Genomic DNA, 15,859 nt, shown 5'->3' with positions numbered 1-15,859 from the left:
TACATCTCTTTTAAGTTTAGAAGGTAAATCGAATTGTGTCAATGAATTTGAGAATCATTTTCATTAAAAAAAGATACTATTCATAAAATTTTCAAAAAATAAAGACAGGCAAAAGCTCGATGTATTGAGCTTTACCTGTCTCTTTACTGAGCCATTGGTTCATAAGAATTTTCTTGAACGAACAGCAATCCTAACTGGTGGTGCTCCCCTTCGTACATCGCTCTCTGCTCAAAACGGTTCTCGCCTTGGAAATCCTTCACTTCGATCTTAGTAAGCGCCCGGTTTGTCTGTAAGGCTTCATACAGTTCGTTAACAGAAGAAACATAAATGCCGTTAACTCTGATGATCAACTCGCCTGGTAAAAGGTCCATCTCATCCGCTGGGCTTCCCGGTATCGTCCCAAGTATTCGGACGCCGCGGTGGTCCTCTGTGAAATAGGGCTGATTTTTCTCCCTGCTGCTGTGAATTGAATAAATCGCTAGTCTTCCCAGGACAGCTATAAGAACGGCAGCGGCAGCAAGTACAGGGAAAAATATACTGCTTACAGCAATGAATAAAGTGACAACAGCTATCGCAATCGTCTGCCTTCCAAGTCTGATCGCTGACAATTTCGGAGACTGAGCTCTCGCCAGCCATTCATAACCTAATAAAACAGGAAACATTACTAAACCATATCTGCCTTCGCCTATGCTGAAGAGTGGCCACCAATCAGCAACCGGTTCGATCATTCCTGCTGGAAAAAGTGTAACCATCGGAATCAGTGCGAGTTTTTTTACCCGGTGTTGACCAATCTTTTTCCCACGCGGCCCCGGAACACGTTCCGGAAACGTGCGCCGTGATGAAGTTTTCATAAGGAAAACCCCTTCTACGACAAGTAAAATACTAAGTATGATGGCCATTCCCGGCAATGAAACTCCGGTCACGCCTGGAATTGTCTGTTCTATGAAAGAGAGACCCGGCACATAGGATATCCCAAAAATCAATAGGATCGAGATTCCGAGTGTATAAGCTGGAGATAACCATGTCAGCTTTAATGGGAGGCTTAAAAGGATTGTAATTCCTGTTACTACCAATAACGAAGCTGTAGTAAAAACCATCCCCCCGGCTAAAGCAAATATCGAAATAAGAAATCCTGCAACTAAAGAGACCCTCCACGTACTTCTCCCCTCGGTGAAGATATCATATACTCTCGTCCCGAATCGCCTGCGCTCCTGTTTCATTCTCCGTATCGATATGACAAACAATAGTATAATAGACCAATATAATAGCGGCTGAGTCATCAGCCTGATAAAACCTTGAAGAAATTCTTCGAACCAAACCTCCATCATTATGCCCCCTCTCCCTTTTCCTCGAAAAAATCCGCAGTCTGTAGACTACGGATTAACTTCGAGATTTTTTGCTTAAATCCTGCTTATTTAAACAATACATCTATGGCTTTATCCATTTGTTGATCATTCTCACCTGAACGAACCTGCTCGATAATCAACTCTTGAATTTTTCCGCCAGTTTCTTCATTTACCTTGCCTGATGTCTCAAGCCCTTGATCAGCCTGGAATTCAGAGACAGCAGCTTCTGTTTCTTTACTGAAGTACCCGTCAGTTCGACCTGGCTCATAACCTAATCCTTCTAACATGATTTGTACATTTTCAATTTGCTCAGCATTATCGTCGTAGCTTAATTCTTTCTCAATTTCTACAGGGTTTGTATAGAAATATTCAGGCTGCTTAACTTCTACCGTAGGCTCGACTCCTTTTTCATGGATCCAGTTACCTTCCGGTGTCAGCCACTTATACAGCGTCAACTTGATCGTACTTCCATCACCCATAGGCATTGTCTGCTGCACAGTGCCTTTACCGAAGCTTTTCGTTCCGACGATATCATAGCCGCCCGCTTCATTCATAGCAGCTGATAATATTTCAGAAGCCGAGGCGCTTCCTTCATCCTGAAGCACCGTGATTGGATAGTCCTTCATTTCTTGAAGGTTCGATCGGTATTCAGATTTTTCGCCCTCACTATCTTCCACTTGCACATAAGGCTGTTCATCTGTGATAAACTGCTCTAATATTTCCTGTACATCGGTGAACAGTCCACCTGGATTACCTCTTACGTCAATTACAAGACCTTCTATATTTTCTTCCTCAAGCTCATTCAAAGCATTTTCAAACTCTTTGGATGTTTTTTCAGAGAAGGAAGTAATTTCAATGATCCCGGCTTTTTTCCCATCGACCGTTTTTGTATCTTTATATACCGTTTCAAGCGGAATATCATCTCTTACAAGATCGATTTCCAAAGAGTCACTCGATCCCGGCCGCTCAATCGTCAAAGTGACCTCCGATCCTTTTTCACCTCTGATTTTGGAAACCGCATCGTATAAGTCAAGTCCTTCGACACTCTCGCCATCCACCTCAAGGATTTGATCGTTAGGCTTCAAACCAGCCTCTTCTGCGGGTGATCCTTTAATAGGGGCTACTATAGTTACCTTTTCGTCCACCATGCTCACTTCGGCACCTATACCTTGGAAGGAAGATTCAATGGACTGATCGAACTGCTTCATCGTTTCTTTATCCATATACGTACTATAAGGGTCGTCTAATGTATCCAGCATACCTTCGATTGCTCCTTCAATCAGCTGGTTATCCTCAGCTTCGATCAAAGAGTTCTCCTGTATCATCTGGTAGGCTTGTTCAACCTTTTCTATGTCTGTATCACCTGACAAACCTTCTATGAAACTCTTTTGTTCGTCTTCTGATAAATCCGCAAAATTCTCTGCTTCTTTTTCTACATTCGCAGATTGACCAGCATTATCATTGGAGGACACCCCAAAATACTGCATCCCCACATACGACCCCGCGGCCCCTAATAGTAAAGCAAGCCCCACTATGATCGCGACGTAACGTGGTTTAACATTCATCGCATTCACCCTTCTGTGTAAAAAATTTCTACTTGATTCTTCTATACTAGCAAAAAAAGCACCACACCGTAAACGTGAGATGCTTTATTTATAAACTTATGCCACAATTTTAGTAAGAATGTCCAAAGCCTCGTAGTTCCAAACTCCCAGCGTTGCCTCTTCCCCAATAGAAAGCGCACTCATGAGTCCGAAATATACGCTTATGATAGCAAGCCCAGCAATACTTAGAGCAGCGGCAGGAGAACTGTTTTGCTGAAAAGCATAAAATATGAGAAATAAAAACACGCCGCCTACGGCTAGAAAAAGAAGGCTGATGACACTTGGCTGAATAACCAAATGAGGCTCAGCTCCTGCTGAGATAGAAGTGAACGTCCGAAATAGGATTGAAGGCTCTTCTCCTCTTAACGTCTGCGAAATATTATGGGCAGGTTCCTTCTCCGTCAAAAATCCAGTAACCGTAAAAATACTGATCAGGATCAGACTTTCTGCTCTCCACCAGGATCGAGGTGAAAATGAGTGATTATGACGCATCTTTTGCTTTATGAGAAAGCCGTTAATACACGCAAACAACAAAAGCGGCACATATAGTAAATGCTTCAATAACAGTGCTTGACCATACGTTAAAACCCACGAATCCACAAGGTTTTCGTTAAGCAGGAAGGTCATAAACAAGCCTGTAAATGTGAGGATTACGATGCAGCCTAAGGCTAGAAACGTAAACCAATCAATGAACTCCTTCCAATGGCGGTCACTTACCGAGAACCAGCTCACAATCAGCAGCACCCCTGCCCATGAGCTGACAGAAACAAGATGAAAAATATGGGCGGCAGCTCCCGGAAAACTGCCCATGTTGGCCGAATGTCCGACTACCCCCTGGGTAACGATCATTCCTAAAGCGATCATTAGACCGGCACCGAAAATAACCGATTGCCTTACTTTTAAACTTAATAACACGATAAAGAGCAGGGACAAAAGGGCCAGCACCAACCAGGCTTTTCCCGTTTCCAGGTGCAGCCACACATACATCAAACTAGCCATGAACGACTCGTCACGATAAACATTGATACCGCCCGCCAGCTCCAGGACAGGTACAAGAGACACAATCGGTACGAGCAAGGTACTTCCTTTGATCAAAGTCTTCGGAAGTTGAAGCTCTGGCCTATGGTCTTTAGGAATGATCGACAGGATACTGGCACCGATAATTATAGCAAAGCATATATACAAAATGCTGTTGCTAAAAGCGTAAATCATGACTTCTTCCTAATAAACATAAAGGCGATGACTGCTACTGCAGCTAAAAGAGCTACAATAAGCGGAAGCGTCCAGCCTCCCTCATTTCCTGACTGATCCTCACTGGATTCTACTTGCTCATCAGATTCAGTGGCGCTTTCATCCGATGCATTTCCTGCTTCGTTTTCCGCTTCCTTTTCTGCTTCTTCTTCCGCTGCTTCTTCAGCAGCTTCTTCGTTTTCTTCAACATCTTCAAGACCTTCATATTTGTACTCAAGTTCATCTTCCATGATATGACCGTCTTCCCCTACAATGCTGTAAAACAAAGTGAAATCTCCATTTTCCATGGATGAGGGGAGCGTAACTTCAATGACATTTTCAGGTGAATGATTAATCTCAGTAATTTCCATTTCTTCTCCGCTTCCGTTTGTTACGTTAATCTCGTTCGGCTCCTGGACAGGAGAGTCAAATGTCAGCGTTATCGTCGAGTTCACTTCTGAAATCGTCTCCCCTGCTTCAGGGTCTGCACTCTCCAAATGAGTATGAGCACCTGCCAGCGTAGGGAAAATAAGAACCAGCATGATGAGCATTACCACGGCTTTCTTCATATTTTAACCTCTTTCTTAATTTAATGAATGATATTAAATCGTCTACATACACGATTATAGTTTAGTTATAACAAAGATCCTAGTGGTAAGCTATAAAAAAATATTAACGATATTGTGACGTCAGAATACTTTCTTTGGAGTTCGTACACTTGAAAAGTACAACTATGCCCGGCCATTATAAAAAGGGGAATGACTATGTGCCACGTTTGTTCTAAGGAGTACAATTATGAAAAAGAACTAACGCTTGGTGAGATCCCGCAGGACAGGACGTCCCAGGAAGCTCACCGCTCTCCCAAGGAAAACGAGTCATTTCCCGCCGCCCAGACCCTCTCATCAAATGTCTCGAAATCAAGTCTTCCTCAATCCTGCCATATTGTTGAATAACTCAATTATCAATATCAACACATAGCCAAAAGAAAAGAAACCATTTGCTGAATACAAATGGTTTCTTTTAGCTTCATAGATATATAGATTTAGAAGTTGACATGTGTCCTAGGGTCTACTGCATTACTCTTGGAAGCATTCCAGGCTCCTTCATGAACTTCAAAGTGAAGGTGGGGTCCGGTTGAACGGCCTGTATTTCCTACACGGCCAAGTTGCTCTCCCTTCGATACACGATCTCCTGAGCTTACTTCACGATTTTGCATGTGCGCATAAACGGTGGTGTAAACTTGTCCATCGATATAGTGAGTAACATACACTACGTTTCCGTAAGAAGATGAGTAATATGACCTCAACACTTCACCAGAAGCGGCGGCAACCACCGGTAATCCGTTTCCTCCAAGATCGATCCCCTGGTGTTCACTTCCCCAGCGTGGACCAAATCCTGAAGTGACTGGCCCGCTTGATGGCCGCATGAACTTATCGCTGGAAGAAGAAGGGGCTGGAGCTGATGAACTGCTGGCCGATGAACCGGAACCGCTCGATGATTCCGAAGAACTGCTCTTCTCCGAGCTGCTTGAACTGCTTTCTTCTTTTGTTTCTTCTTCTTCTTCTTTTGCTTCTTCAGCTTCTTCTTTTGCCTCTTCTGCTTTCTTAGCTTCTTCTTCTCTTTGTCGCTCTAATTCACGTTCGCGCTCTCTCTCACGTTCTTTTTCTCTTTCGATTTCAGCCTGGATATTCTCTTCATCTTCTTCTGCATTTTTCATTGCTTCTTGAATAGCTGCCTCTTGTCCACTTAATAATGATTCTTCTTCTTCAAGGGCCATTTTATGATCATGAAGCTCTTCTTCCTGCATCTCAAGCTCTTCCATCAATTCTTCTTTTTCTTCTAATTGACTGTCCAGTTCTTCCTGGATATTTTCAAGATCAGCTTTCTGTTCTTCAAGATCAGCCATTTTTTCTTCCACTTCTATTTGCTTTTCTTCTAACAGAGCTTTCTCTTCCATATGGGTATCCATGATGTTCTTATCCTGGTCCATGATGGTAGTGACGGCTGACGCACGATCTAGAAAATCACCGAAGCTTTGCGACCCCATGATGACCTCCAGGTATTGCACGTCTCCTCCACTCTTTTGCAAAGCACGTAACCGCTCTGTAAGCAATTCTTCACGCTCGTCGATACGTTCCTTAAGCTCATCTATATCCTTTTCTAGCTGTTCTATTTCCTCTTCTGTTTTCTTAATCTCTTCTTCTTTCAAGCGAAGATTTTCTTGAGTTTCACTCAGTTTATTATCAAGTTCTTCCATTTTGTCCTGAGTCTCTTCTTGTTCTTCTTCATTCTCAGAAATTTCTTCTTCTGTACTGTTTTTGTCGTCGGCAACATCATTTTTCTTTTCATCTACGCTGCCTTTTTCTTCTTCAAGCTCTTTTAGTTCCTCCCGTACTTCTTCCAAGTCTGCATTGGCGCTGACTTCTTTAAGAGGTGTAAACAATGCCCCCGCTGCAAGCAGAGTAGTTAATGATAAGGTGTAAAACTTTCTCATATGACCGTTTTCCTCCCCCTGAATTCCGTTAAACTTTCAAGAACTTCCTTACACTCATAACGCTTCCCCAAACGCCTATGAATGCTCCAATTACAAGAATCAAACCTGCCAGCTGAAAAGCGAAAGGGTTGAATGGAAGTAATTGGATGAAGTCGAACTGTATGCGGTCTTGCAAATTATAATATAAATAGTAATAACCACTCATCACGGCCGCAATTGGAATGATGGATCCGAGAACCCCAAGGATCAATCCTTCCACGAAGAAAGGCCAACGGATAAACGCATTAGTCGCTCCTACTAGTTTCATAATGCCAATCTCTTTTTTACGGGCGATGATCGTTATCTTGATCGTATTAGATATTAAAAAGATAGCTGTAAAGACTAACCCTACGATTAGACCCAACCCGATATATCTTGCATATTCATTAAACTGGAACAGCCTCTGGACGATTTCTTCTCCGAAGTCGACCTCATCTACCTGATCCATAGCTTCTGCTTCTTCCGCAATTTGAACGGCATCAACAGGATTATCAGGTTTAATGATAAAGGCATCATTTAATGGGTTGCTCTGTTCAAACAGTTCAAAAGCCTTCCCCTGATCTCCGAGACTATCTACTAATTCATCTAATTCTTCTTCTTTAGAAGAGTAGGTCAATTCACCGACGGCTGGTAAATCTCCCAGGTTATTTTCAAGTTCTGAAACCTGCTGCTCGTCCGCTGTCAATTCAACAAGAACTTTCACTTCAACATCATCTTCTATGTTTCCAGCTATTTCATTCAAGTTCAGCATTAGAGCAAGAAATACTCCTACAAGCAGTAATGTCGTTGTAACGGCTCCCACCGCTGAAATCGTCATCCAGCCATTACGCCAAACACTTTTAGTTCCTTCACGAGCATGTCTGCCGAGGGTTTTAAATTTCATAACCGTATTCCCCCCGAGCCTCATCACGAACGATTTGACCATCTTCAATGGCGATAACACGTTTACGAATGGTGTTTACAATTTCCTGGCTGTGGGTAGCCATAAGTACAGTGGTTCCTTTAGCATTGATTTCTTCTAAAATGTGCATGATTTCCCATGAAGTATCCGGATCTAAATTCCCTGTAGGCTCGTCAGCGATCAAGAGGCGCGGACGATTTACAATCGCTCTCGCAATAGATACCCTCTGCTGCTCTCCACCGGATAATTCATCAGGAATAAAACGCGCTTTATTTTTTAACCTGACTTGATCCAAAACATCCATGACACGACGCCGAATTTGGTTAGGAGATTCTTCAATAACCTCTAAAGCAAATGCAACGTTCTCATAGACTGTCAGTCTTGGAAGCAGACGGAAGTCCTGGTAAACGACTCCTACATTCCTGCGTAAAAACGGTACTTTTTTTTCTTTTATCGTAGTTAAATTAAAATTATTTACGTTAACAGTGCCTTTTGTCGCCTTTTCTTCTCTGAACATCAGCTTCGTGAATGTCGACTTTCCCGCCCCGCTGGGCCCTACTACATATACAAATTCTCCTTGATCTATATGTACGTCGATCCCATTTAAAGCCGTCACACCATTAGGGTAAGTCTTATAGACTCCCTTCATTTCAATCATACAGATCACCTTAACTCCTTTACTATCAATCTTCTAAGTTGTTTTTTAACTCTAGCTGTTTATCGTCTTAAGTCCTCGTTCATTATACCATTCAGATTCGAGTTTTTATGATAAAAAAATATTACATTTTCATTTCAGAATCTTTAATAAATATATAAAATTCGACATTTTTTTCAGGATATGTACGTATTTTCTATATTGTGTAAATGGTTTAAGGAATGTCTATGTAATAGTTCCACGTTATGGAAAATGACCATATAAAAAACCCGACTATATTCTGTCGGGTTCGCTAAGAAATATTAATATATCACTCCATTGTTGCAAGCCAGCTCGCTACTAATTCAGCATCGCTCTCTTCAACATTTTGCGCTGACATGGAACCTTTTCCTTCTTGGATGATCGACTGGATCTCATCAGCAGAATATTTAGATCCGATTTCAGTTAACGCCGGACCGACATTCCCTTCCATGTCGCCGCCGTGACAGCTTGCACAGTTTTGCTGAAATACTTCTTCAGCCGCCGCAACATCCCCATCAAAACTGGACTCTTCACTGCCGGTATCTTCAGACTCACCGCCATTTCCGGATTCATCGTCTCCACCGCCACAGGCACCTAATACTAAGATCATCCCTACTAAAGAAGCCCATAATAATTTCTTCATCGCGTAACCCCCAAACAGGTAATTTTTTCATAAATGGATTATAGATTAGTATAACCTAATCAACTTGTTTTAAAACCCTCTCCAAGTACTTCTGTGGCGTTCATAGCAACCACGAAAGCCCCTGGGTCAATGAGTTTGACCGTTTGTGTCAATTTAATGAATTCATTTTGCTGAACGACACACATGATAATTCTCCGCTCTTCTTCCGTATACCCTCCAGCACCACTCAAAACTGTAACTCCGCGATCAATTTCATGTAGAATTGCTGATCTCACTTTGTCCACGTCGTTCGTAATGATCATCACATTTTTAGAGGTGTTCAATCCCACTTGTACAAAATCAATCGTTCGACTGGTCACGAATAGTCCGATTAAAGCATATAGTCCTTCTTCTACAGAAAAAACGAGAGCAGACGTAAGAACGATCATACCATCAAATAGCGCCACGCTGACTCCAAGCGGGAGATGCGTAAACTTATGTAGTACTTGAGCAGCTAAATCGATCCCGCCAGTAGAAGCACGCCCTCTAAACACAATACCAAGGCCTAACCCGACACCCATACCACCAAAAATCGCTCCTAAAAGAGGATTTTCTGAAGCCGGTTCCAATTGACTTGTCAACAAAACGAACAAAGGGAGAACCATTGTACCTACAAATGACTTCAAGCCAAAATTTTTCCCGAGGATAATGACACCTGTAATGAAAAGAGGCACATTAAGAACAGCCTGTACAATCCCCGGCTCCCAACCGAATACTCCCTTAGTTATCGTACTGATTCCTGCAACTCCGCCTGAAGCAATATTATTGGGGAGTAGAAATATATTAAAAGCGAGCGCCACAAAAAATGACCCCAGAATGACTAGTCCATATTCAATGATATGTCGTAATAAAGGGGGCATAGGCTGGCGCCGGTATTTTTTTGCCATCATCATACTAAATTCCTCCTGAATGAGTCGACTGCCGTTTAGGAGTATACCACTGAGAAGATCAGAATGTAAACGCGGTTGTGATAACGTATTACTATGGTAAAGTGTGAAGTTATTACATTGTAGAAGCCAGCTGTAAAACAGAAAAACCCTCTCTTCATGTGGAAAAGAGAGGGTTCTACATTAATTCATTTTGGAACGCAGAAAAGCGTTAATGAACTTATCAAGCTCCCCATCCATGACGCCCTGGGAATTTCCGTTTTCTACATTGGTACGGTGGTCTTTCACCATAGAATATGGATGGAAAACGTAGGAGCGGATTTGACTGCCCCAGCCAATTTCCTTTTGCTCCCCTCGAATATCATCAAGCTCAGCCTGTTGACGTTCTATTTCAAGCTGATAAAGCTTAGATTTAAGCATTTTCATTGCTTGATCCCTATTTTTCAACTGTGACCGCTCGGATTGACATGTCACAACGGTTTTAGTCGGGACGTGGGTAATACGAACTGCTGAGTCTGTCGTGTTGACGTGCTGCCCGCCAGCCCCGCTGGATCGGTACGTGTCAATTTTCAAGTCCTCTGTTCTCACATCAATTTCGACCTCATCGTTGAATTCAGGCATAACTTCGCATGAAACAAACGACGTGTGACGCCGTCCAGATGAATCGAATGGAGAAATACGGACGAGGCGATGCACTCCTTTTTCAGCTTTCAAGTATCCATAAGCGTTATGCCCTTTTATTAGCAGAGTTACACTTTTCACTCCAGCTTCATCACCAGGAAGATAATCCATCGTTTCTACAGAAAAACCTTTTTTCTCGGCATAACGGGTATACATCCGAAGCAGCATGCTCGCCCAGTCCTGCGACTCAGTTCCGCCTGCCCCCGGGTGCAGCTCAAGGATGGCATTATTTTTGTCATAAGGTTCACTTAGAAGCATGTTAAGCTCAAATTCGTTAAGGTTCTCAACTAGAGAGGTCACTTCCTCTTCCAATTCCTTACGAAGCTCTTGATCTTCCTCTTCTTTTACAAGCTCATAGGAGACTTCCAGGTTTTCGTGGGATTCTTCATGCTCCTCCAATGTGTGTACAAGGCCTTTCAGTCCATTCACTTCATTGATAACTTTTTGAGCGTTTTCCTGTTGGTCCCAAAATCCTGGCTCTGTCATTTCTTCTTCCAGCTCAGCAATGCGGGTCTTCTTTTGTTCGACGTCAAAGAGACCCCCTGAAGTCCGCTAATCGTTTAGCTGTATTATCGAGTTCGTGGCGAATTTCTGCCATATCCATTTTCCATCACTCCTAGTAAGATTCAAGACATCACGTAAGCACAAGGGAAGACACCCTCTTATGTGAGAGTGCCCTCGTCTATTAAGATCCGTGACAATTTTTATATTTTTTACCGCTGCCGCATGGGCAAGGATCATTCCGGCCTACCGTGTCTTTTTTAACGTAAGGCATTTTTCTTTTAGATTCTTTACTTTCTTCCCCGTCCCCTGAAACTGCCTTTGCACCCTGCGCGACTTCCTGACGCTGGAGGTTGTTCCGGATTTGGGCTTTCATGACGTACTTGGCCACTTCTTCGTCAATGGTTTGAACCATCGCCTCGAACATACTGAAACCTTCGAATTGGTATTCACGAAGCGGGTCATTCTGTCCATAAGCGCGTAAATGGATACCTTGACGAAGCTGATCCATTTGGTCGATATGGTCCATCCATTTCTGGTCGACCGTCCGCAGCAGGATGACTTTCTCGAATTCTCTCATCTGCTCTTCTGTAAGCTCAGCTTCTTTTTCGTCATAACGTACTTTGACTTTTTCTATAATGAGCTCTTCCATCTCTTCAGGATCTTTACCTTTTAAGTCTTCAACCGTTACATCGCCTTCATGAAGTAGGTTGGCTTTCACGTATTCAACAATGGAATCAAGCTCCCAATCGTCATCGATTTCCTCAGACGTATGAGCCTGTACAGTTTTTCGCACGACGTTTTGAATCATCTGCTCAATGATTTCGCGCAGATTCTCGGAAGTGAGAACATCATAGCGCTGTTTATAAATGACTTCACGCTGCTGACGAAGCACATCATCATATGAAAGTATCGTTTTACGCGCATCAAAGTTATTACCCTCGACCCGTTTCTGAGCCGATTCCACAGCTCTTGAAATCATTTTACTTTCAATCGGCTGTGAATCGTCCATACCGAGGCGTTCCATCATGTTGCGCATATTATCTGAAGCGAAACGGCGCATCAGCTCATCATCAGTAGCCAAATAAAACTGTGACATTCCCGGATCACCTTGACGACCTGAACGACCACGCAGCTGATTATCGATCCGACGTGATTCGTGACGCTCTGTACCTATGACAGCAAGTCCGCCCGCTTCACGGACGCCATCGCCTAATTTAATGTCGGTACCACGTCCGGCCATGTTCGTTGCAATCGTCACTGCGCCTTTTTGGCCTGCATTTTCAATGATTTCTGCTTCTCGGAAGTGGTTTTTTGCGTTCAGTACATTATGAGGTACTTTAGCTTTAGTCAAATAACGAGAGATAATCTCTGATGTTTCAACAGCTACTGTTCCGACAAGCACAGGCTGTCCTTTTTCATAACGTTCTTTAATATCTTCTACGACGGCACGGAATTTGCCATCCATCGTCTTATAAACAAGATCTGGTTTGTCATCACGGATAATCGGCTGATTCGTTGGAATCGCTATGACGCGCATATTGTATATATTCAAGAACTCTTCTTCTTCTGTTTTAGCCGTACCAGTCATCCCCGACAGCTTTTCATACATCCGGAATAAGTTCTGGAATGTGATAGAGGCAAGGGTCATGCTTTCATTTTGGATCTGCAAGCCTTCCTTCGCTTCTATCGCCTGATGCAGCCCGTCACTATAGCGTCGTCCTTTCATAAGACGGCCCGTGAATTGGTCGACGATAACGACTTCATCCTCTTCCACAACATAATCCGTATCACGATGCATCGTCGTGTGGGCTTTTAAAGCCTGGTTGATGTGGTGGATCAATGATACGTTAGAAAGGTCGAACAAGTTCTCAATTTTGAAGAATTTTTCTGCCTTGTTGATCCCTTCCTCCGTAAGCTGGACGTTCTTCGTCTTTTCATCAAACGTAAATTCATCATCACGTTCAAGAAGACGCACAAAGGAATTCGCCGCCTGATACAAATCAGCCGACTTGGACGCTGAGCCGGAAATGATCAAGGGAGTACGCGCTTCATCGACCAGAATGGAATCAACCTCATCAATGATCGCGAAGTGAAGCGGACGCTGCACCATCTGCTCTTTATATAAAACCATATTGTCACGCAAATAATCGAAACCAAACTCGTTGTTGGTTCCGTACGTAATATCAGCCAAATAAGCTTCTCTTTTATCATCTTTGGACATTCCATTTAAGTTCAAACCAACAGTCAGACCGAGGAATTGAAAAAGCTCACCCATTTCCTTCGCATCACGACTCGCTAGATAGTCGTTGACCGTAATAATGTGAACACCTTTCCCGGTTATAGCGTTCAAATATGCAGGCATAGTAGAAGCTAATGTTTTACCTTCACCTGTTTTCATTTCGGCTATATTCCCCTCGTGAAGGGCTACGGCACCAAGGATCTGGACAGTGAACGGGCGCATACCTAACACGCGTTTGGAGGCTTCACGTACGACAGCATAAGCTTCCACCATCATATCATCAAGCTTTTCTCCTTTTTCATATCGGGACTTGAATTCATCTGTTTTATTGCGAAGACCATCGTCAGACAGTTTCTCTAAATCTGATTCTAACTCATCTACCTTCTCCGCTATTTTTTCTAAACTTTTAAGTTGGCGTGAGTTTCCATCACCAAAAATCTTTTTTAATGTTCCAAGCATTGCAACCGCTCCTCTTTAATATCCTATCTTCGGTTGAATAGTTTAATCCACACCTTATCATAACACTAAGAACAGCGAAATGACAACAAATCAGAGAACGTGAAGGACTGGTGTGAGCGAAGAAATACCGACGGAGCAGTCCGGGGGTGAACTGCCCGATCGGCGGAGGCGATTATAAGGAATGAGAAGGGGCCAAGCGGGGTTGCTGCTCACGAATCAACTGATGCTCCATGTTCGATTGGCGCTGATCGACTTCATATATACGTCGATTAGCTGTACCAATGATTTCTACGAGCTGAGCAATCGTTTCTTCTTGTTGTTTTAAACGTTCATATAAATGAACACAATCTGAGCAAGTATAAGTACTGGTCATGATTTCGCCTCCAAGGTAGGATTGTTACTATTTATTTATATCATGGAAGGAATTGAAAGAAAAAAGGCGGAATTTCGATAATCAATCGGGAGCAAGGATATAAAAATCATTTTTGAGTAGAAGGAAAGCGGATTATAAAGGACAATTTTGCTAAGCTGCTGGGGATCTTCACTATATTAAATAAATTTAAAAAGCAGCCCCATTTTACTGAGGCTGCCTTTTCTCTAATTAAGTTTCAATTAAGCCATATCGTCCGTCTCTACGTTTGTAGACGATATTCGTTTCATCTGTATCCGCGTTAGTGAATACGAAAAACGCGTGTCCAAGCAGATCCATTTGTAAAGCGGCTTCTTCACTGTCCATAGGTTTCAGGTCGAAACGCTTCGTTTTTACAATTTTCACTTCGGATTCATCGTTATCATATTTTTCGGCTTGAGCTTCTCTTTCCATTTCAGCGAATACATATTTTGGAGCGCCCTCCTGACGGGATCTCCGGTTCACTTTTGTTTTGTATTTACGGATTTGTCTTTCTAATTTATCTACAACAAGGTCGATGGCAGCATATAAATCTGAATTGTGCTCCTCAGCACGCAGTAGTAAATTTTTCATCGGGATTGTGACCTCGATTTTCTGCTCATCATTATAGACACTTAGATTAACGTGAACTTCAGAAGACGGCGGAGTCTCGAAATAACGCTCCAATTTGCCCACCTTTTTTTGAACGTAATCTTTGATGGGATCCGTCACCTCTAAGTTTTCACCACGAATGTTATAATTTAACATATGCAAGTGTCCTCCTTTCATCCTTATGTAGTTTATATTCTACCATACCCTTGCCCTTTCCTGCATAAACTTTCTGAACTTTACAATAATCATTGTCGAACTTTTGTGGAATTGGAGGAAATACCATGAAAGTTGGTTGAATAATTCCATTTAATGGTTGAATTTTGAAAGAATATGGTCGAATTAAAACAGATGATGAAGGTAATATACTATTTTCACCTTTTATAGATGATTTTTAAAATAGTTAGAGAATATAATTTACATAGATTATAGAAAGGATGGATGTAAACTTTTGCAATACTCCCGCTCCACCCTTTAAAATATGAAGCTTTACCTCGAAGACTCTCTCGAACACATACCAGCTACACACTCATCGAGAACGACTATAGATAATTTTTCATATATAATGGACAACAATCACTTTTCTACTATATAAAAACAGCTGAACGTACATCCATGTCAAATTGTACAAGACATTCGATGTCACCTTTTCAATATGAAGAGACTTTACGGCAGGTTGCGGTGCAGCTGTATGTCACCTTCTCCCCGTCAAAATCATGAGAGAGCTTTGCACGATTATTCTCATTTGATAAAATCGACGGTCAACAATAGAGATTTCCACGAATTCTGTTTTTTGAAATCCTCCTCGACGGCTAATAAAATGCTTGCTCCTTTACCATTATCTGCAGCCGGAAGAACAAAAGACCTCTTTTACCGTCTATTGAATAAAATAATCAGCCTCTCCTTTAAATGGGAGCGGTTTTGCCATTAATTCCTCGAATGCCGTAATTAATTCGACCATTCAGTGAGACACAAACTTCGATAATTCCCCCAGAACACACTATATTCCCTCTTACTTTTAAAAATATTTCAATAATTCAATAAGAATCGTTGCACGTTTCTTGAATCATGTTATAATCTAAAACTACAGCTAAAGCCAACTAAGTTTATAGGAATTATA

13 protein-coding genes are annotated in these 15,859 nt (G+C 42.3%); all 13 read right to left on the bottom strand.

The window, feature by feature from the left end; genetic code table 11:
• Window positions 1-143 precede the first annotated feature (143 nt).
• The gene (locus O2Q26_RS10375) at window positions 144-1,325 is read right to left on the bottom strand and encodes a PDZ domain-containing protein (protein WP_289215840.1); all 1,182 of its coding nucleotides are present in this window, start codon (window positions 1,323-1,325) and stop codon (window positions 144-146) included.
• Window positions 1,326-1,411: 86 nt separating this feature from the next.
• Window positions 1,412-2,911 carry a S41 family peptidase gene (locus O2Q26_RS10370; protein ID WP_289215839.1) on the bottom strand — a complete coding sequence of 500 codons (1,500 nt, stop codon included), beginning with the start codon at window positions 2,909-2,911 and terminating at the stop codon, window positions 1,412-1,414.
• A 96-nt stretch (window positions 2,912-3,007) separates the two neighbouring features.
• Complete coding sequence (locus tag O2Q26_RS10365) at window positions 3,008-4,162, bottom strand: copper resistance D family protein (RefSeq protein ID WP_289215838.1); 1,155 nt, start codon at window positions 4,160-4,162, stop codon at window positions 3,008-3,010.
• Window positions 4,159-4,749: a copper resistance CopC family protein gene (locus O2Q26_RS10360; protein WP_289215837.1), complete on the bottom strand. Its 591-nt coding sequence runs from the start codon at window positions 4,747-4,749 to the stop codon at window positions 4,159-4,161. Before O2Q26_RS10360 ends, O2Q26_RS10365 begins: the two co-directional genes overlap by 4 nt.
• A 473-nt stretch (window positions 4,750-5,222) precedes the next feature.
• Entirely contained in the window at window positions 5,223-6,674 is a 1,452-nt protein-coding gene (locus O2Q26_RS10355; RefSeq protein ID WP_289215836.1) for a murein hydrolase activator EnvC family protein, read from the bottom strand.
• Between the two features lie 28 nt (window positions 6,675-6,702).
• Window positions 6,703-7,596, bottom strand: a complete 894-nt coding sequence (gene ftsX / locus O2Q26_RS10350) for a permease-like cell division protein FtsX (RefSeq protein WP_289215835.1) — start codon at window positions 7,594-7,596, stop codon at window positions 6,703-6,705.
• Complete coding sequence (ftsE, locus tag O2Q26_RS10345; RefSeq protein WP_253935392.1) at window positions 7,586-8,272, bottom strand: cell division ATP-binding protein FtsE; 687 nt, start codon at window positions 8,270-8,272, stop codon at window positions 7,586-7,588. The genes ftsX and ftsE overlap by 11 nt, the downstream gene beginning before the upstream one ends.
• A gap of 307 nt (window positions 8,273-8,579) precedes the next feature.
• On the bottom strand, window positions 8,580-8,933 hold the full coding sequence (gene cccB / locus O2Q26_RS10340) for a cytochrome c551 (RefSeq protein ID WP_289215834.1): 354 nt from the start codon (window positions 8,931-8,933) through the stop codon (window positions 8,580-8,582).
• Between the two features lie 59 nt (window positions 8,934-8,992).
• On the bottom strand, window positions 8,993-9,832 hold the full coding sequence (locus O2Q26_RS10335; RefSeq protein WP_371925025.1) for a YitT family protein: 840 nt from the start codon (window positions 9,830-9,832) through the stop codon (window positions 8,993-8,995).
• Window positions 9,833-10,042: 210 nt separating this feature from the next.
• A protein-coding gene (gene prfB, locus O2Q26_RS10330) for a peptide chain release factor 2 (protein ID WP_289215833.1) occupies window positions 10,043-11,144 on the bottom strand; the annotation gives its coding sequence in 2 pieces (ribosomal slippage) (window positions 10,043-11,071 and window positions 11,073-11,144; 1,101 coding nt in all).
• An 81-nt stretch (window positions 11,145-11,225) separates the two neighbouring features.
• A complete protein-coding gene (gene secA / locus O2Q26_RS10325) occupies window positions 11,226-13,742 on the bottom strand; it encodes a preprotein translocase subunit SecA (RefSeq protein WP_289215832.1) in 2,517 nt (838 codons plus the stop codon).
• Window positions 13,743-13,914: 172 nt separating this feature from the next.
• On the bottom strand, window positions 13,915-14,115 hold the full coding sequence (locus O2Q26_RS10320; protein WP_289215831.1) for a hypothetical protein: 201 nt from the start codon (window positions 14,113-14,115) through the stop codon (window positions 13,915-13,917).
• A 228-nt stretch (window positions 14,116-14,343) separates the two neighbouring features.
• Window positions 14,344-14,898: a ribosome hibernation-promoting factor, HPF/YfiA family gene (hpf, locus tag O2Q26_RS10315; protein WP_289215830.1), complete on the bottom strand. Its 555-nt coding sequence runs from the start codon at window positions 14,896-14,898 to the stop codon at window positions 14,344-14,346.
• Between the last annotated feature and the right edge of the window lie 961 nt (window positions 14,899-15,859).

It is taken from the genome of Halobacillus campisalis (genome assembly GCF_030345335.1).
Taxonomy (GTDB): Bacteria; Bacillota; Bacilli; order Bacillales; family Halobacillaceae; genus Halobacillus_A; species Halobacillus_A campisalis.
This window is presented reverse-complemented; position numbering and strand designations above follow the sequence as displayed.

What these genes read in the sequence shown, in the direction of transcription:
- O2Q26_RS10375 (WP_289215840.1), bottom strand. Translation starts at nt 1,325, where the DNA reads ATGGAGGTTTGGTTCGAAGAATTTCTTCAAGGTTTTATCAGGCTGATG.
- O2Q26_RS10370 (WP_289215839.1), bottom strand. Translation starts at nt 2,911, where the DNA reads ATGAATGTTAAACCACGTTACGTCGCGATCATAGTGGGGCTTGCTTTA.
- O2Q26_RS10365 (WP_289215838.1), bottom strand. Translation starts at nt 4,162, where the DNA reads ATGATTTACGCTTTTAGCAACAGCATTTTGTATATATGCTTTGCTATA.
- O2Q26_RS10360 (WP_289215837.1), bottom strand. Translation starts at nt 4,749, where the DNA reads ATGAAGAAAGCCGTGGTAATGCTCATCATGCTGGTTCTTATTTTCCCT.
- O2Q26_RS10355 (WP_289215836.1), bottom strand. Translation starts at nt 6,674, where the DNA reads ATGAGAAAGTTTTACACCTTATCATTAACTACTCTGCTTGCAGCGGGG.
- ftsX (WP_289215835.1), bottom strand. Translation starts at nt 7,596, where the DNA reads ATGAAATTTAAAACCCTCGGCAGACATGCTCGTGAAGGAACTAAAAGT.
- ftsE (WP_253935392.1), bottom strand. Translation starts at nt 8,272, where the DNA reads ATGATTGAAATGAAGGGAGTCTATAAGACTTACCCTAATGGTGTGACG.
- cccB (WP_289215834.1), bottom strand. Translation starts at nt 8,933, where the DNA reads ATGAAGAAATTATTATGGGCTTCTTTAGTAGGGATGATCTTAGTATTA.
- O2Q26_RS10335 (WP_371925025.1), bottom strand. Translation starts at nt 9,832, where the DNA reads ATGCCCCCTTTATTACGACATATCATTGAATATGGACTAGTCATTCTG.
- secA (WP_289215832.1), bottom strand. Translation starts at nt 13,742, where the DNA reads ATGCTTGGAACATTAAAAAAGATTTTTGGTGATGGAAACTCACGCCAA.
- O2Q26_RS10320 (WP_289215831.1), bottom strand. Translation starts at nt 14,115, where the DNA reads ATGACCAGTACTTATACTTGCTCAGATTGTGTTCATTTATATGAACGT.
- hpf (WP_289215830.1), bottom strand. Translation starts at nt 14,898, where the DNA reads ATGTTAAATTATAACATTCGTGGTGAAAACTTAGAGGTGACGGATCCC.